The sequence below is a fragment of the Pseudoalteromonas sp. UG3-2 genome (genome assembly GCF_037120705.1).
GTDB lineage: Bacteria > Pseudomonadota > Gammaproteobacteria > Enterobacterales > Alteromonadaceae > Pseudoalteromonas.
The window spans coordinates 1,245,186-1,260,872 of sequence record NZ_JAWLJU010000002.1 but is presented as its reverse complement, the minus strand read 5'-3'; the positions used below and the strand labels follow the sequence as shown (position 1 = coordinate 1,260,872).

The 15,687-nt window shown below is 43.0% G+C and carries 19 protein-coding genes; 10 read left to right on the top strand and 9 right to left on the bottom strand.

From position 1 onward, the window contains the following. The first annotated feature begins 73 nt into the window (after nucleotides 1–73). The 5 genes from R3P39_RS08990 to R3P39_RS08970 are packed head-to-tail and all read left to right on the top strand — an operon-like array spanning nucleotide 74 to nucleotide 5,593. Nucleotides 74–1,456, top strand: a complete 1,383-nt coding sequence (locus R3P39_RS08990; protein WP_336567007.1) for a sigma-54-dependent transcriptional regulator — start codon at nucleotides 74–76, stop codon at nucleotides 1,454–1,456. Nucleotides 1,457–1,471: 15 nt separating this feature from the next. Then, a complete protein-coding gene (locus tag R3P39_RS08985) occupies nucleotides 1,472–1,687 on the top strand; it encodes a histidine kinase (RefSeq protein WP_336567006.1) in 216 nt (71 codons plus the stop codon). Beyond that, entirely contained in the window at nucleotides 1,684–3,168 is a 1,485-nt protein-coding gene (locus R3P39_RS08980; RefSeq protein WP_336567005.1) for a sensor histidine kinase, read from the top strand. The genes R3P39_RS08985 and R3P39_RS08980 overlap by 4 nt, the downstream gene beginning before the upstream one ends. Then, nucleotides 3,158–3,607: a response regulator gene (locus R3P39_RS08975; protein ID WP_336567004.1), complete on the top strand. Its 450-nt coding sequence runs from the start codon at nucleotides 3,158–3,160 to the stop codon at nucleotides 3,605–3,607. Before R3P39_RS08980 ends, R3P39_RS08975 begins: the two co-directional genes overlap by 11 nt. Before the next feature lie 21 nt (nucleotides 3,608–3,628). Next, nucleotides 3,629–5,593: a response regulator gene (locus R3P39_RS08970; RefSeq protein ID WP_336567003.1), complete on the top strand. Its 1,965-nt coding sequence runs from the start codon at nucleotides 3,629–3,631 to the stop codon at nucleotides 5,591–5,593. Between the two features lie 4 nt (nucleotides 5,594–5,597). On the opposite strand, the gene R3P39_RS08965 is transcribed toward R3P39_RS08970, so the two are convergent. From R3P39_RS08965 to R3P39_RS08950, 4 genes are all read right to left on the bottom strand, one after another. Next, the gene (locus R3P39_RS08965; RefSeq protein WP_336567002.1) at nucleotides 5,598–5,852 is read right to left on the bottom strand and encodes a hypothetical protein; all 255 of its coding nucleotides are present in this window, start codon (nucleotides 5,850–5,852) and stop codon (nucleotides 5,598–5,600) included. Further along, nucleotides 5,836–6,270, bottom strand: a complete 435-nt coding sequence (locus R3P39_RS08960; protein WP_336567001.1) for a hypothetical protein — start codon at nucleotides 6,268–6,270, stop codon at nucleotides 5,836–5,838. The genes R3P39_RS08965 and R3P39_RS08960 overlap by 17 nt, the downstream gene beginning before the upstream one ends. Nucleotides 6,271–6,272: 2 nt before the next feature. Then, a complete protein-coding gene (locus tag R3P39_RS08955; RefSeq protein ID WP_336567000.1) occupies nucleotides 6,273–6,593 on the bottom strand; it encodes a hypothetical protein in 321 nt (106 codons plus the stop codon). Between the two features lie 370 nt (nucleotides 6,594–6,963). Further along, nucleotides 6,964–7,545, bottom strand: a complete 582-nt coding sequence (locus R3P39_RS08950; protein ID WP_336566999.1) for a BON domain-containing protein — start codon at nucleotides 7,543–7,545, stop codon at nucleotides 6,964–6,966. A gap of 548 nt (nucleotides 7,546–8,093) precedes the next feature. On the opposite strand from R3P39_RS08950, the gene R3P39_RS08945 reads away from it, so the two are divergent. The 4 genes from R3P39_RS08945 to R3P39_RS08930 all read left to right on the top strand — a co-directional run bounded on the left by R3P39_RS08945 (nucleotide 8,094) and on the right by R3P39_RS08930 (nucleotide 10,791). Continuing rightward, nucleotides 8,094–8,540 carry a PA2169 family four-helix-bundle protein gene (locus tag R3P39_RS08945; RefSeq protein ID WP_336566998.1) on the top strand — a complete coding sequence of 149 codons (447 nt, stop codon included), beginning with the start codon at nucleotides 8,094–8,096 and terminating at the stop codon, nucleotides 8,538–8,540. 9 nt (nucleotides 8,541–8,549) lie between these two features. Then, entirely contained in the window at nucleotides 8,550–8,726 is a 177-nt protein-coding gene (locus R3P39_RS08940) for a DUF1328 domain-containing protein (protein WP_336566996.1), read from the top strand. A 29-nt stretch (nucleotides 8,727–8,755) separates the two neighbouring features. After that, nucleotides 8,756–8,947, top strand: a complete 192-nt coding sequence (locus R3P39_RS08935) for a hypothetical protein (RefSeq protein WP_336569279.1) — start codon at nucleotides 8,756–8,758, stop codon at nucleotides 8,945–8,947. Nucleotides 8,948–9,165: 218 nt separating this feature from the next. Beyond that, nucleotides 9,166–10,791 (top strand): methyl-accepting chemotaxis protein, encoded by a 1,626-nt coding sequence (locus tag R3P39_RS08930; protein ID WP_336566995.1) that lies wholly within the window; start codon nucleotides 9,166–9,168, stop codon nucleotides 10,789–10,791. Between the two features lie 109 nt (nucleotides 10,792–10,900). On the opposite strand, the gene R3P39_RS08925 is transcribed toward R3P39_RS08930, so the two are convergent. Beyond that, complete coding sequence (locus tag R3P39_RS08925; RefSeq protein WP_336566994.1) at nucleotides 10,901–11,476, bottom strand: outer membrane beta-barrel protein; 576 nt, start codon at nucleotides 11,474–11,476, stop codon at nucleotides 10,901–10,903. Between the two features lie 66 nt (nucleotides 11,477–11,542). Then, complete coding sequence (locus R3P39_RS08920; RefSeq protein ID WP_336566993.1) at nucleotides 11,543–12,097, bottom strand: BON domain-containing protein; 555 nt, start codon at nucleotides 12,095–12,097, stop codon at nucleotides 11,543–11,545. A 226-nt stretch (nucleotides 12,098–12,323) separates the two neighbouring features. On the opposite strand from R3P39_RS08920, the gene R3P39_RS08915 reads away from it, so the two are divergent. Continuing rightward, entirely contained in the window at nucleotides 12,324–13,208 is an 885-nt protein-coding gene (locus tag R3P39_RS08915) for a mechanosensitive ion channel family protein (protein WP_336566992.1), read from the top strand. 104 nt (nucleotides 13,209–13,312) lie between these two features. On the opposite strand, the gene R3P39_RS08910 is transcribed toward R3P39_RS08915, so the two are convergent. The 3 genes from R3P39_RS08910 to R3P39_RS08900 all read right to left on the bottom strand — a co-directional run bounded on the left by R3P39_RS08910 (nucleotide 13,313) and on the right by R3P39_RS08900 (nucleotide 15,598). Beyond that, nucleotides 13,313–13,684 (bottom strand): hypothetical protein, encoded by a 372-nt coding sequence (locus R3P39_RS08910; protein WP_336566990.1) that lies wholly within the window; start codon nucleotides 13,682–13,684, stop codon nucleotides 13,313–13,315. 145 nt (nucleotides 13,685–13,829) lie between these two features. Beyond that, the gene (locus R3P39_RS08905; protein WP_336566989.1) at nucleotides 13,830–14,594 is read right to left on the bottom strand and encodes a YdcF family protein; all 765 of its coding nucleotides are present in this window, start codon (nucleotides 14,592–14,594) and stop codon (nucleotides 13,830–13,832) included. A 116-nt stretch (nucleotides 14,595–14,710) separates the two neighbouring features. After that, nucleotides 14,711–15,598: a LysR substrate-binding domain-containing protein gene (locus R3P39_RS08900; protein ID WP_336566988.1), complete on the bottom strand. Its 888-nt coding sequence runs from the start codon at nucleotides 15,596–15,598 to the stop codon at nucleotides 14,711–14,713. Nucleotides 15,599–15,687: the final 89 nt, after the last annotated feature.

Below are 15,687 nucleotides of genomic sequence, written 5' to 3'. Positions count from 1 at the left end.
AGTGACTGGATACAGGTGAAGTAAGGGGACGTTTAGTTGCCTGGTTGCAAATACAATAAAGAGAGGGACACAGTTGAACAGCATTCTATTAGTTGATGACGACCATGAATTTGCCGAGCTGGCGAGTCGCATTATAGAATTTCTTGGTTATGATGCTTGCATTGCTAATGATTTAGCCGCCGCACGGCAGTGGTTAACAGAGCAACAGTTTGTGCATATTTTTTTGGACTTTATGCTTCCCGATGGCAGCGGCTTACATTTAGTTGATGAAATTCGCACAGCAGGGAATAACACGCCAATTACGATGGTAACGGGGCACCCCGCGGTCAAGTCGGCCATCGCTGAGCTTTGCCATGATGGTCTCACTCACCTAACCAAACCGATTGATGCCCAAGATATAAAAGCGGCTTTGTCACCGCAGCAAAAAGCCACACGCAAAGCACCAGCAACAGCGCACTTTGGTACGTTGTTGGGTGAATCTGCAAAGATGCACCAGCTTTATGAGATGATAGAAAGAGTAGCCAAAACCGATGCCAACGTGATGCTGCTGGGCGAAAGTGGCGTGGGCAAAGAAATGTTTGCTGAGGCCATTCATCGTGCCAGCAACCTCAATGGTGAGTTAGTAAGTGTTAACTGTGGCGCGATCCCAAAAGATTTGATTGCCAGTGAGCTATTTGGTCATGAAAAGGGCGCCTTTACGGGGGCACAGGCACAAAAGCTAGGGGTGTTTGAGCGAGCAAATGGCGGAACCTTATTTCTTGATGAGGTGACTGAGATGCCTTTGGAGCAGCAGCCAAACCTATTAAGAGTATTAGAGACGCAGCAAGTGACTAAAGTTGGTGGCAGTCAAGCCACAGCGGTTAATTGCCGTGTTATTTCTGCTAGCAATCGCAGCGTTGAAGACATCGCTCAGAATGCTATTTTGCGAGAAGATATATACTTTCGCTTAGCCGTTTTCCCTATTCACATTCCACCATTACGGCAGCGAAAAGAAGACATAGCGCTGCTGGCAGAACATTTTGTGGAGCAGTTAAATCGCAAAGGCAATACGCAGTACACGATTAAAGCGGACGATTTAAGACGCTTAGAGAGCTATGACTGGCCTGGCAACGTTCGCGAGTTGAAACACACCATTCATAAAGCTTACATTATGGCAGACTTAGAGTGTAACACCTTGGTTTTTGATCAAGAGTTTGCATCGCCTTTTGCCAAGGCTAAACAGTCACAACACAGTGAACCACAGCAAAGTGGTGCAGAACATAGTCACGGTAACCGGCAGGTTGCTATGCCGGATGTCACTCCGGGTAAAACCATTGAAGAAGTAGAAAAAGCGTTAATTTACCAAACGCTGGACTCGGTTGAAGGAAATAAAACACTGGCTGCCCGCATGCTTGGGATCAGTACTAAAACCTTATATAACCGTCTTAATGCCTACGAAGGAGAAGCCCAAACCTAGCCTTGAGGAGACCGAATGAGTAACGAGCAACGCAGTGAGCTAGAGCACTTAATACATGATGCCAGAAAGCCGTTAAATCAAATTTCGATGCAGGCTGAGCTGGTAAAGTTGATGGCAACGGAACCTGCTTCCAGCGCCAAAGTTCAAGAAGCAGCAGACAAAATTATTGCTGCGAGCAAAAATTGTAGTGGTTTACTACAAGCTATCCTGGAGCAAGGAAAAAATGAGTGAACAGTGACAACATCATGAGTTCGTTTATGAAAGTAGGTGGTAAACTCAGTTTTATTTGGTTCGCGGTGGTGGTGTGTGTCGCTATGGTCGCGGGCAATGCCATGATTGGGTTTAATAACGTCAAAGAGCTTAACCAGGTGCAAGCGAGCATTCGCAATACCAGCGAAGTGATGATGGCGCTAGATAGGTTACACATTGCTATGCTGAATGCCGAGTCAAGCCAACGTGCCTATATTATTTCCCAGCAAGAAAGCGATCTGACCCCATTTCAGCATGCTTTGGATACGCTATCTTTACGCACTGTTGAAGTCCAACAGCGTCGTTCTGAAAGCGAACAGCAGCAAAGTAAAATTGACCGCTATGTCAAAGGGGTCAAATCACGCTTTCAAGCATTGCAGCTGTCAGTTAAAAAAGTTCGCAATACCGAGCAGTGGCAGCAGACGCAACAACTGGCACTGACCAAAGATTCTGGCGGTGAATTGCGGCAATGGTTTAATGAGATTATGGCGGTGGAGCTGGACATCCGTACGGTACAGCTTAATCAGTTAAAACGCGTAAAAGCCGAAGCTAAACAAAATATAGTGGTATTTACCCTGCTGGGTGCCGCGATGATATCAGCCATTTTAATGCTGTTGGTGGTGAACTTAAGAAACACCAACAAAGCCAAGCAGGCATTGGAGTCGGCCAACAGCCAATTGGAAGAGAAAGTTAAGGCGCGCACTGAAGCACTGGAACACTATGCTGATGAGCTTAACCGCAGTAACAGAGAGTTGGAAGATTTTGCCTTTGTCGCTTCCCACGACTTACAAGAGCCACTGAGAAAAATACGCGCGTTTGGTGACCGCATAGAAAAAAATTATGCGGTTCAGTTGGATGATAAAGGCCGAGATTACTTGGCGCGCATGACGGCTGCCGCTACGCGCATGTCTACGCTTATCACCGACTTGCTAGAGCTGTCGCGGATAACCACCCGAGCAAAACCTTTCGAACCACAAGACTTAAACAAATTGCTGCAGTATGTTTTGGATGATTTGGAAATGGCCTTGCTTGATAGCAATGCTCAAGTGAACCATAGCAGCTTACCGACCATTCATTGTGATGCCAGCCAAATTCATCAGCTGTTTCTCAACTTATTGTCCAATGCCATTAAATTTCGTGTGCCAGAGCGCCAGCCAATTATAGATGTTAGGGTTGTGGAAACAAAACTAGTGGGTCAACAGGCCTATGAATTTACGATTAAAGACAATGGGGTTGGGTTTGATGACGAATACGCAGAAAAGATTTTCTCGCCATTTCAACGGCTTCATAATCGTAACCAATACGCCGGCACTGGTATTGGGTTAAGCGTGTGTAGGCGAATTGTTGAGCGTCACAGCGGCACTATATCGGCGCACAGCGAAAAGGGCAAAGGAGCCACCTTTACTTTTGTCTTACCTGAACAACCCACTGAGATAATTAAGGATATAAAAAATGAATTATAAACAAGCACAGCCGATACAAATTTTAATGGCGGATGACGATGAAGACGACCGTTTACTGGCGCAAGATGCCATGGAAGAAAGCCGAGTATTAAATACTTTTCGCTTTGTAAAGGATGGAGTGGAGTTATTAGAGTATCTTCGTAATGAAGGTCAGTTTGCCGATAAGCAGCAATACCCTCGGCCTAACCTGATCTTATTGGACTTAAATATGCCAAGAATGGATGGTAGAGAAGCACTTCAGGAGCTAAAAAAAGACGCCAGCCTGCGTGCCATTCCCGTGGTTATTTTGACTACGTCCAAAGAGGAAGAAGACAAGCTCAAAGGGTACGATCTCGGTGCCGCGTCTTATATAACAAAACCGGTAGATTTTGATGGTTTAGTGGAGCTGATGAAAAATTTAGGCAAGTACTGGATAGAAATAGTTGAGTTACCACAATAAACGCCAGTGCGTTTGGAGTAAATGATGACAGAAGAGATGGCGAGTGAAGTAAACGTCTTGCTTATTGAGGATGACGAAGACGATTACATACTGACACTAGATTACCTGCAGTCCATCGACGGTTTTAAATTTAACTTAACCTGGCAGTCGCAATACGCTCAAGCACTCGAAGCACTTGAGAGCAATACCTTCGACTTGTGTTTGTTGGACTATCAGTTAGGGCCTGAAACAGGCCTAAATGTGTTAAAAGAAGCGCGAGCACGACAAGTTAATACACCTATAATCATGTTGACCGGGCAGTCAGATGAAGTGCTTGATAATCAGGCTCTAAAAGCTGGTGCTGAGGATTTTGTACTGAAGTCAGAAATCAGCAGTGCTCGGTTTATTCGTTCAATCCGCTATGCGTTGGAACGCAAAGCGTTAGAGCGAGAGCGTATTGAGCGTTTACGAGTAGAGGCTGATAGTCGCGCCAAAGATCGCTTTTTAGCCCACTTAAGTCATGAGTTACGCACGCCTCTAACATCCATTCTCGGTTACACCAACTTATTGCTGTCTCGCGAAGAACTCGAAACCATCAAGCCTGAGCTATCCATAATTAACAGTAACGGCGAGCACTTACTGAACTTGCTAAATGATGTCTTGGATTTATCTAAAATCAGTGAAAACCGTTTGCAGCTAAATGAACAGCAAGTATCACTCAGTCAGCTAATGAGCGACTTGTACAGCCTGTTTAAAATGGCGGCAGCTAAAAAAGGCTTGCAGTTCAGTATCGTTGCCCTAACTCCGCTGCCCAATAATGTCATCCTAGATAAGACACGACTTAAACAAGTACTTATTAACATAACCTACAACGCCATCAAATTTACCGCTTCTGGTTTTGTAAAAGTAACTCTAGCATTGGACTCTCAACAACGTTTGGTGTTTACCGTCATTGACTCTGGCATTGGTATCCCAGAAGAAAAGCGTCAGCGTATCTTCAAGCCGTTCGAGCAAGTGCAGCATGTGACCACTCGCACCGATGAGGGAGCAGGGTTGGGCTTGGCGATTAGCGCCGCTTTGATTAATTTAATGGGCGGAGAGCTCAGTGTTGAATCAGAGCTAGGTGAGGGCAGTGAGTTTACTTTTTCGGTTGTGGCTTCAACCCCCCCTGACAGTCAGATGGTTGAGCTCGACTTAAACGAAGCACATAGTAGTAATGACGCTGAGCTCCCCAAGCAATTAAATGGCAGAGTGTTGATAGTTGAGGATATTGCTGAAATTCAAATGCTATTACGCACTTTAGTTGGTGAAACGGGAGCCACGGCCGAAGTTGCGGGAGACGGTCAGGAGGCCGTTGATATGCTTAGTGCATCTGAGAATCAGTTTGATATGGTGCTGATGGACTTACACATGCCGAAGATGGATGGCCGAGAAGCCATTGTGCAATTGCGTCAGTTGGGGATAAAAACTCCCATTATTGCTCTCACGGCTGCCGCTCAAAAGGGCACTGCGGCTGAGCTTATTGCGCTTGGTTTTGATGATATGTTAAGCAAACCTGTGGTGGTGGAGGAGCTTGGTAGGTGTATGCAGCGCTATATGGGTACTAAGCATACAGTGGCTTCGGGGGCTGTAGAAAAAAGCAACAATGCTAATTCAAAGCCGAGCATACTGGTCGTGGAAGATGATGAAGACACTCGGCAATTACTGCAGATATTGTTAGACTCATTGGCAGTGGACGTGACGGCTGTGGCGAACGCGGCGCAATGCTGGCAACGTGTCGACTCGGGACAAGCTTATAGTTCTATTTTATTGGATATAGGCTTACCAGATAAGTCGGGAATGACGTTGGCCGCAGAGATTAAAGCTCAGTATCCAGAGCAGCACATTGTGATCGCTAGCGGATTTGATCCGGATCCAGACTTGCTGGCGCAAGTGCAAATAGACAAAGTATTACTTAAACCCGTAACCTTGGCTGATTTACAAAAGGTGGTGCACAGCTTGGAATAGCGAATTAAGGAAAACCCAATATAAGTCTTTTTGCCAATGCAAGTCGACGCAGTGCGCCAATCTTGCCAAATCGGGCCACTAAAGTACCAAATACAAAGCTGAATGCGATGCCTTGAGGTGAGCTGATCGCACCAATAAAGTCTTTTTTGGCACGGAGCTGACACAGCCGATTAAGCTGCTGGGCATCTATGTTGTCTCGCGTTGCCTGTGTCACTTCGTGATGCAATTTAGCCGTTATGTGATCAGCGAGTTTGGTCATCATCCACCTCTGGCTGCTGTAAGGACTGTGATAGGCCGGTTGTTAGTCCTTCAATACTGTTGTTGAATAGCTTTAATCCGGTCATTATTAAGTAGTAAATGATTGCTATATTCAGTGTCAGTACGATGCCAACCGAGAAAAACCAACTAATACCGGCAAAGGTAAGCGCATAAGCAAACAACACATGTAAACTGGCCCATACCATTGCGGTAAGAAGCATAGTAAATGTTAGCAGTGCAATGGCAATGAGCAGACATTTACAATTGGCTCGAAACTTAGCTGCCAATAGGTGAGCGTGGGTTACAAAGAGCTGCTGGTAGCTGCTAACTAGTAGCTCGACAGCTTCTTTAAGTTCACCGAGCGCAGGCGTGCGCTCGGTGTGATGCTGCTCATTTTGCGATTGAGCATGTTGTGCCATAATTATTTCTTCCTCAAAATCATGGTTGCTAACATTCCAAGAGAAAAGGCAATACCCGCCGTTTTAACAGGATTCTCGACGGCGAACTTTTTCACTCCAGAGGTTTCCCACGAACGCTCCAGTTCACGACGTTTATCGGCTAGTGCAGCGCTAGAGTTTTGGCCCTTCTCGCGCAAAGCTTCTTCGGTTTTTGAGGCTGATTGATGAAATGAATCAACCGAAGAGTGAAGGGAATCCGCCATTTGATCCGCCACAGGGTGACTTGAGTCATGACCGTTTGTTTTGCGCTTTGTAGTTGCAGTTTGTTGACTTTGATTACTCATAAACAGCTCCTTATTCGTTACGTTCAACTTATTAAATGCAAGGGACTTGCCAATAAAAAGTTTATTTAAAACAAGTGTTTACTGTTTTGCTTTGAAGGCGGCTTGTAGTTTTTTACTGGCCAATGTAAAAGTTACAGAGCAAATCTACAAAATCGCTAAAGGCATAAGAAGAAAAATAGAAAAGTTAGGAGATAGGCAGTAATCTTGGACGAAAAAAAACGCCACTTGGCAGTGACGCTAAAAAAACCAGTCAAAGGGAATGGAACTGGAGGCACAAATTAAAATGCTGTTTAATATATAGCCAACATAACCAAGATCGATCACATTAGCGGGAAATATTTTCAGGGGGGGAGCCCCCCAGGCCTAAGCTTTACGAGTCGCTGTATCTATCCATGTTATTGGTGATCTCAAGATTGCTCTCAACTTTAGCGACATCATTGGCATTTTGCGCAATTTGCACAGCTAGCTTACGCTCTGCATCGCTTTCAACATGCCCTGTGAGAGTGACATTGCCTTGTTCCACCTCGACATCAATGCCTGTACTGTCTATGTCCGTATCAAATAGGTAGCGTGAGTTGATCACGGTGGCTATTTTCATATCGGTGAACTCACCACTGGACTGTTCCATGGCTGCTTTGTCTTGGTTGTCCGACATGTCTACGATAGTGAGCTCATTATCCACTTCCGTTACACCATCAATACCAAGTACCAACTCTTCAGCCAACTCTTTATCTACAGAGCGTTCCACTTCGCCTGTTAAAATGACCTTGCCATTACGAACGTCGGTATTAATATCAAAATTGTTTAGCTCGCCATTAAAAAGCAGGGTGGCCTCAGCTTTACCATCAATCCAAGCATCTGCCGCTTCAGCTTCCCAGTTATTGCCTGCTGCCATTACAGAGGTAGCTGACAGCGATGTTAAGAATAGTGATGCAATTAGTGTCTTCTTCATAACGTATCTCCTTTTATGCTTTGTCACAATGACTTTTGCATCGTCTATGCCATATTTTAAGCTTTTGATATTTATAACCTTTAATTTTTTTCAGTGACCTAACGGCAAGATTTACTGAATAACAATGTCACAAGGATTGTAAAAATTACTGCCATTATGAATTTCAGTTGAATCGTTAATGAATACTATCAAGTGAGGCGTTCAAAATAATCATGCTGTAATAACGTATAGAGTATGAATATCGAGCATTGGGGGATTTATATTGCGACTGAAAAGTATATAAGTTAGCTCTGGCGGTTATAGATAAGTGAAAAGTATAGCCAGTGTATATTGATGTACTTATCTATATATCTGTATTGGAGTTCAGCAATATAGAGTGGGCAAATCACACAGGAATTATTTACAGTCGCACTGTAATATTTTCACCAAAAGTGTGAGGGGGATGAAAAAAACATTTATAAACAGTGTATTACAACTTGGCATCAGAAGTGCATAGTTAAAGGAGACTAGGTAAAAATATTTTTCTATTATTTTTTAAGGAGTGAGTTATGGCAAATTCAAATTATGACATGGAGCCATTGAAAGAACTTATTAAAGTACTTAACGGTGGCGTTGACTTTTATACCGAAGCAAAGAAAAAATTAGACAACCTTAAATTAAATAACGTTTTTGACCAAATGATAGTGGCGAAAGCTCAAGCTATCTCAGATCTTCAGCCATTCGTACTAATCGATGATGGCGAGGTAGAAACTGATTCGGCAACCAGCGTGGAAATTCGTGAAGCATACACCAAATTAGTCGGTAAAATCAGCACAGATAAAGAGCATACCTATATTTCGCAGCTTGAAGAAGTTGAAGATAAGGTGCTTGAAAAAGTGAACAAGTCTTTGCAGCGTGAACTACCACCTAAGTGTAAGAGCGTATTGCTTGATATCCAGTCGCGAATGCAAGGGTGTCATGATCAAATGAAACAGCTGCAAGAAATGACAGCATAGGAGGTCAAAATGTTAAGTTGGGCTTTGATGTTTCTATTTTTGGCGTTGGTCGCTGCAGTTTTAGGCTTTTCTGGTATTGCAGGCGCCGCAGCAGGAATGGCTAAAATCTTATTTTTTGTTTTTATCGCATTTATGGTGATCTCGTTTATTTTTGGCAAAGCAAAAAAGGCGAAAACATCTAGGTAATAAATAATTTTCAAAGTAAGGAGATAATGATGAGAATGGCAATTACACTGGCAAAAGTATTTGGTTTTATAGCAATTTTAACGCTCTTTGGCTGTAGCGAAGGCCCTGCGGAAGAAGCAGGTGAGCGCATCGACGAGACCGTAGAAGAAGTAGGCAACAGCGTTGAAGATGCATGTGAAGATGTTAAAGAAAATATGGACACTAAAGACGAAGACTGTTAATTGATATAGAGTTTGTCTACAAGGGAAGCTATCTGGCTTCCCTTTTTTATGAGATGACACAGGACGGTGCACACGACCAATGTGGTGATCATACATCTCTAGCACATTTCCTAGCTATGACAAGTAACGAAAGTATTTTTTTATTTGTAATTAATATTGTAAATTTTTAACTATAGATAATACTTTAATTATCTAATACTTCAATAAATGTGCATTTTATGCTGAACTCTCTATCTGTTAAGAGTCGACTTTTGACCTTGTCAGGACTTCCTGCAGTATTATTTATCATTGCCACCATATTCACCGTCATAACCCTATCAAATTTAAGCAGTAATATTAATCATCTTTACGATGACAGAGTGCTGCCTTTGAAGCAAATAAAAGTTGTTTCTGATAATTATGCAGTGGTAATCGTGGATACATTTCATAAACTTAGAGGCGAACAGCTATCAGACAAACAAGCATTAGCTACAATCGAGTCTGCAAAAAACCTAGCATCGAAAGAGTGGCAACGATATTTGAGTACGGAGTTAACACCAATAGAGCAGCGGCTAGTTCAGGATGCGGAGGAAGCTGAACTTGCTGTTACTCGGCTATTAGAATCGTACACTCAAAAGGTTAATAACAACACATTTATGGATATACCTTATGCTCAATTTGTTACTGATCTATATGCTGCTTTCGATCCGCTAAGTGAGAGCTATCATGCGCTAATTGAACTACAACTGGAAGAAGCTAATAACTTACGCAATATATCGGAGTCTCAAGCAAGCACGACGCAAACCGTCATGATCGCCTCATCGGTTGTGATTATTGTGCTGATGAGCATTGTTGGCCTGCTTATTTTCCGATCCATCAATACTCCTTTAAGCCGATTACGCAATCGAATTGGCATCATAGCTAAAGACGCGGACTTAACTCAAAGAGTTGAAGTGGAAGGGCAAGATGAGCTTAGTATCATTGCCAAAGACTTTAACTCAATGGTGGCAAACTTACATAACCTAGTAGAAAACTTGGTGGATATGGTCGCCAGTTTGTCGGGGACAGCACGAGAACTTAACGATATTAGTCAAGCCATTGCGGGAAGTTCGCAGTCGCAAGAGCAGCAAACACAGATGATAGCAACTGCAGCAACACAAATGAGTAGTGCTATTCAAGAGGTCGCAAACAGTGCACTGAATACCGCTAATAAAGCTGAAACGTCAGCAGGGCTTGCTCGGCAAGGAAAGACGATTATTTCGCAAAACATTGCAGCCATAGAAAAGCTGGCCAAGGAAGTGAAAGAAAATGCTGAACTTATCAAGGCACTTAATGGACAATCTAATGAAATTAATCAAGTGGTACTTATGATCCAAGGAGTAGCAGAGCAGACTAACTTATTGGCCTTAAATGCCGCCATTGAGGCGGCCAGAGCTGGTGAATCTGGACGTGGTTTTGCCGTGGTAGCCGATGAGGTTAGACAGCTGGCACACGATACCCAAAAAGCCACCGAATCTATACGCGATATGATATCTAAGCTACAGCATATGGCGCAAAATGCAGTGACCTCCATGGAAGGTGCCCAGCAAAGTGCTTCAAGTGGTGTTGAGCGCGCAGGTGAGTCTGCAAAACTAATGACACAAATAGATGAAGCCGTAGAAGAGATAGTTGCCATGAATATACAAGTTTCTACTGCGACTGAAGAACAAACGACGGTGGTAGCTGAAATTAGCCAAAACATTAATGATTTTTCTAGCAGTATTGCAGAAGTGACGCAAAGTGCAAAAAGTAATGCCGATGCCAGTCTTGTTTTATCAGAACTAGCGGAGCGATTAAACGCTAAGGTAACGGTGTTTAAGGTATAATAAACAGTCTTAAAATAAAAAAAGCGCCTAAAATAGGCGCTAAAAAGGGGTCAAAGGGATAAACCTGGTTTATTACAACCAAAGCATGTTTTGCTGAGGTGTGTCTGTACTAAAACAAGTACTCTACCGATAGGCTAGCTACATCCATATCGGGGTCAATTTTTTCTTCAAGCTTGTAGCGAGTGTATTCAACTCTCATGTTCACATGGTCAGATAGTTTAAGACCTAGACCTGCACCATAGAGCCAGTCACCACCATCAAATTCTGAGGAAACACGGCCAACAACAGGGATATCTGTATGGATGTCGGCATTCCACTCGAGCCAACCGCCTTTAGCATAGACGGAAAAATGCTCGTTCAAAGGCAAACTCAATCTAGTCGCAAGTGATACACCATCCAATTCTGCTGAGCTATCTATATCGCTGGCTTCATCAAAGTTCTCGTAGCCTAACTCGATACTCCAATAGGGGGTGATTTTGGTACCAACGTAGGCTTTCAGCATGGCTGCGTCTTCATCAAAAGAAGTGTCATTTTCTCTGTCATCCCACTGGAATGAGTACTGGCCGTAACCAATACCAGTGTAAATTTGGTAATCGTCACTTTCATAGTCGCTTTGAGTGTTGGCTTTCACTGAAGTCATACCAAACGCGGCGATTAACGCACTTGCAACTGCTAGTTTTTTCATTTTTACTCCTTTATTTTTTGTAATGAAAAGGGAGCATCTGCTCCCTTTCGTTTGCTGGCGGTTAAATTACGAGTCACGAGAAATACGGATGTTACTTTCTACTTCTTTAACATCATTGGTGTTTTTTGCGATTTGTATAGCTAAGTCGCGCTCAGTTTCACTGCTGACGTGTCCGTTAAGTGTTACTACGCGATTCTCTACATCAACATCAATATCGGTACCATCAACATCGGTATCGAATAGGTAGCGTGACTTAATCACTGTCACTATCTTCGCATCAGTAAAGTCCGTGTCGTTTTCAGCATCTTGGCTTTTTGAGTCCATCTGTACAATGTTAAGCTCGTTTTTAACTTCTTTTACGCCATCGATACCTAATACCAGCTCTTCAGCTAGTTTCTTGTCAACTGTGCGTTCAACTTCACCTGTTAGTACGACCACGCCATTGTGAACATCGGTATTAATATCAAAGGTGTTTAGCTCACCGTTAAATAGCAAGGTGGCTTCGGCTTTGCCATCAATCCAAGCATCACTCGCTTCAGCTTCCCAGTTATTGTCAGAGGCCATTGCAGGTACTGCTGTAAGTGTTGTTAGTAAAGCGGTAGTAATTAATGTCTTTTTCATCATCATTCTCCTTTAATGTCGAGTGACCTTAGATAGCATAGCTTATGCCAGAATTAAAAGTTATATATATCAGTAGCTTATGGTTTCTTATTGATGTGTTAAGTAATTATTACTGCGTAACTGTGGCAATTGGGTTGTAATAATTACCTTTTTAGTGAACAAAAAATGAATGAAATCAGGAACAAGAGATGCATGAAAAATTAGTAAACTTTAAAGAGGAAACAATATGAATCTTGAGAAATTTTGGTCATTGATCAATGAAAAGCTCATCGGTTGGCTCGAGTCTGGTGTTCAGTTGCTCCCTAACATTGCCCTAGCATTAATCGTGCTTGTGGTATTTACCTTGGTGGCAAATATTGCAACACGATGTTTCTCTAAAGCGATAGATAAGGTTATTAAAGTCGAGCAAATTGCTACCTTAGTTAGTTCTATCTTCAGAGTGGTAATTATTACCATTGGAGTTTTCTTTGCACTTGATATCGTTCAGCTCAAAGGCGCTGTGATGTCATTACTAGCAGGCGCTGGGATTGTGGGGCTGGCACTTGGTTTTGCATTTCAAGATATGACGGAGAACTTAATTGCTGGTTTTGTTATGGGCATACGAAAGCCCTTTATTGTGGGTGATATCATAAAAAGTAAAGACTGTTTTGGGACCGTCAAAAAAATCAACTTACGCAATACGGTAATAGAGAACTTTTACGGTCAGCTCTCGTTTGTTCCTAATAAAATTTTGTTCAAACATGAACTACAGAACTTTTCTAAATCAGGTATCAGAAGAATAGAGGTTCCTGTAGGGGTTAGTTATGACGAAGATCCTCAAAACGTGAGAGAAGTTTTGGTTGAGGCGATTAATAAACTTGACTTTGTCATCAACCCTGAACAAACGGATGTTTATGCCTGTGCTTTTGATAGTAGTGCAATTAAGCTATTAGTGTGGTTTTGGATAGACTACCCCGGAGAGACTGGCTTTATGGTGGCGCGCCACGAGGCGATATCGACAATCCACAGTACTTTAAATGAAAATGATATCTTGATCCCGTTCCCAATAACGACATTAGACTTTAATGCCAAGGGGGGAGAGACATTAGAGCAGCAATTGTCTCAGGAATAATTTACACAGAGTGTAATTTTTACGCTAGGTGTTATATCAATTAGCCATAAAAAAACCTCGCGATGCGAGGTTTTTCTATGAATACGGCTGTTTACAGTGTTGGTTTATACAACACCACGCGGTAAGCGACAGTCGTGATCTTTGGCTGCTAACTCTGCAATCCATTGTTCTTCTGCAGTGTAGCCTTTGTCGTTTTCAGTAACGACAGTAAAGCCGACTGATTTTTCAGCTGCTGGTTGCGGTGCCTTTTTAGTCTTGTTTGCTTTTTTAGCAGGCGCCTGCGGTTTTTCACTTGCGACAGCTGACCCTGAAGTGAGCTCTTCGGTTAATGCAGCTACGTCAGCTAGGCGCATGTTTTTTCCACCATCGATGCTGTACCAACCTGGTTTAACAGTGATCTCAGGCTTTTTACCATGTGCAGCTTCGTACGCAGCTTTAAAAGCGCTTAGTACTTCAGTTTTATCTAGTTTACTCATCGTAGATCCTAGTCGTGTTGTACGCGGATACGCGGGTTAAGATTAAACTCTATTTATACCCATATTTGCGTAAATTTTCAATTTTTTACGCTTTTAAGCGCCAAAATATCATAATTGCGCCTCATTTCGTTGCCTTTTTCGGCATTTAAAGGGCTTCAGGATCTATCCAGCGCCTGAGGGATAACCACATCATTCCCACTTTTTCATGCCATATACGTGTCACGATTAGCAGTGCTTCATGGTTAGCAATAAACTGTCTGCTTAATGGTAGTTGAGAAAAATTATAAAAAGCGGTGGCTGCAGAGATGACCTCAACACCTTGGGCATTGAATAAATTTTTCGCACGATGCATATGGCTTGCTGAGGTTACTAATGCGACATCGTAATCCACCAGTCTGGGTGCCAGTAGTCGTGCCTCTTCTGCCGTATCTTTCGCTTTGGGGTTATGGTGGATCCTAGCTTTGGCAACTCCTAAACTTTGCGCCGTTGCTGCCATAAGACTGCTGCTGGTGGTGTTGCCATAGCCCGCGCCAGAGACAAATAATTGGGCTTGCGGGTAGAGTTTGGCTAAACGTACTCCTTCTACCAGCCTAGCAAGACCACAGCCACCTAATTGCGCATTGCTAGGCAGGCGACTGTCAGGGTGGAGGTTGCAGCCTAATACCACTATCATATCAAGGTTCTTATGTTTTTCTGGTGCAAAAGCGGTGATCCCTTGGTAATGAGAGTCAGTGAGCTTTTGTGCCATAAACGGAGTGGCGAGAAACCAAAGTCCCAGTACTGACAACCAGCATAGGAAGTAATGCAGTTTACGCTGCTTTGATAGCCATAATAACAATAGCATTAACACCAGCAGAGAAAGTGGCAGCGGCATTAACAGCTGCCCAAAAACCTTTTTCACTTCAAACATCTGTGTTCCTTGTTGCAATGACGTCGGAGAATATTGCAATCCTAACACGAGCTAGCCTGGTGGGGTATAACCCTGCCGTCATCGACACCAACAGGCAGTATAAAAGCGAGTTGCAGTTATCTTGCAGTGGTTTTGCGACAGGTGTTTAAAAAGTGGCGATACACCGGGTTATCTTTCATATTCTTTTTCATCGCTAGGTACATGGGGCGACTCAAGCCCAGTGCACCTAATGGAATGGACTTAATTAGACCTTGGCTTTCGTAAGGAGTGACCAACCAATCTGGTAGAGCGGCGACGCCCATACCGGCACTAACTAGTTGGAATATCAACAAACCTTGATCGACATTTTTTAATGTGCCATCAAAACGCGCATTTTGGATAAAGTGCTTAAAGATATCTTGCCGTTCACGGGGAATGGGGTAGGAAATAATGGTTTCATCTTTTAGATCCAGAGCCGTGACATACGCCTTCTTGGCCAATTCATGATCGGGTGCAACAATCAGCTTCAGTTTAAAGTCGAACAGGTGGGCATATTCTAGTTGTTCCGGTTCGCGGATATCAGATGTTAGGACTAAGTCTAGTTCATCAGCAATAAGATCCGGGATCGCGTCATAACTAAAGCCACGTTCGTAATCGACTTTAATATCGGGCCAAAAGGTATTGAACTCTTTAATGGTGGGTAATAACCAGTGAAAGCATGCATGGCACTCCACACTTAACCGCAGTTGCGATATGGGCTGATTAAGACTTTCTTTTAAGCGGCATTTAGTCGCTTCAACTTTTGGCAAAACGTCGTTCGCTAATTCAAGTAATAGCATTCCTTGAGGGGTAAAACGTACCGGTTGCGTTTTGCGTTCGAACAGCTGGCAATCTAACTTGCTCTCGAGATCTTTGATTTGATGGGATAAAGCGGATTGGGTTAGAAAAAGCTCTCTGGCTGTATTTACCAGTGAACCAGTTTCTTTCAAGGTGGAAATCGTTTTAAGGTGCTTTATATCAATCATTGTCAGCAATTCTCATCTTTTATGTGAGCAAACCTCACTTTTGCTTAATAGTACGATGCAATGTTCTTATTATCAATGTCTAGACGTCT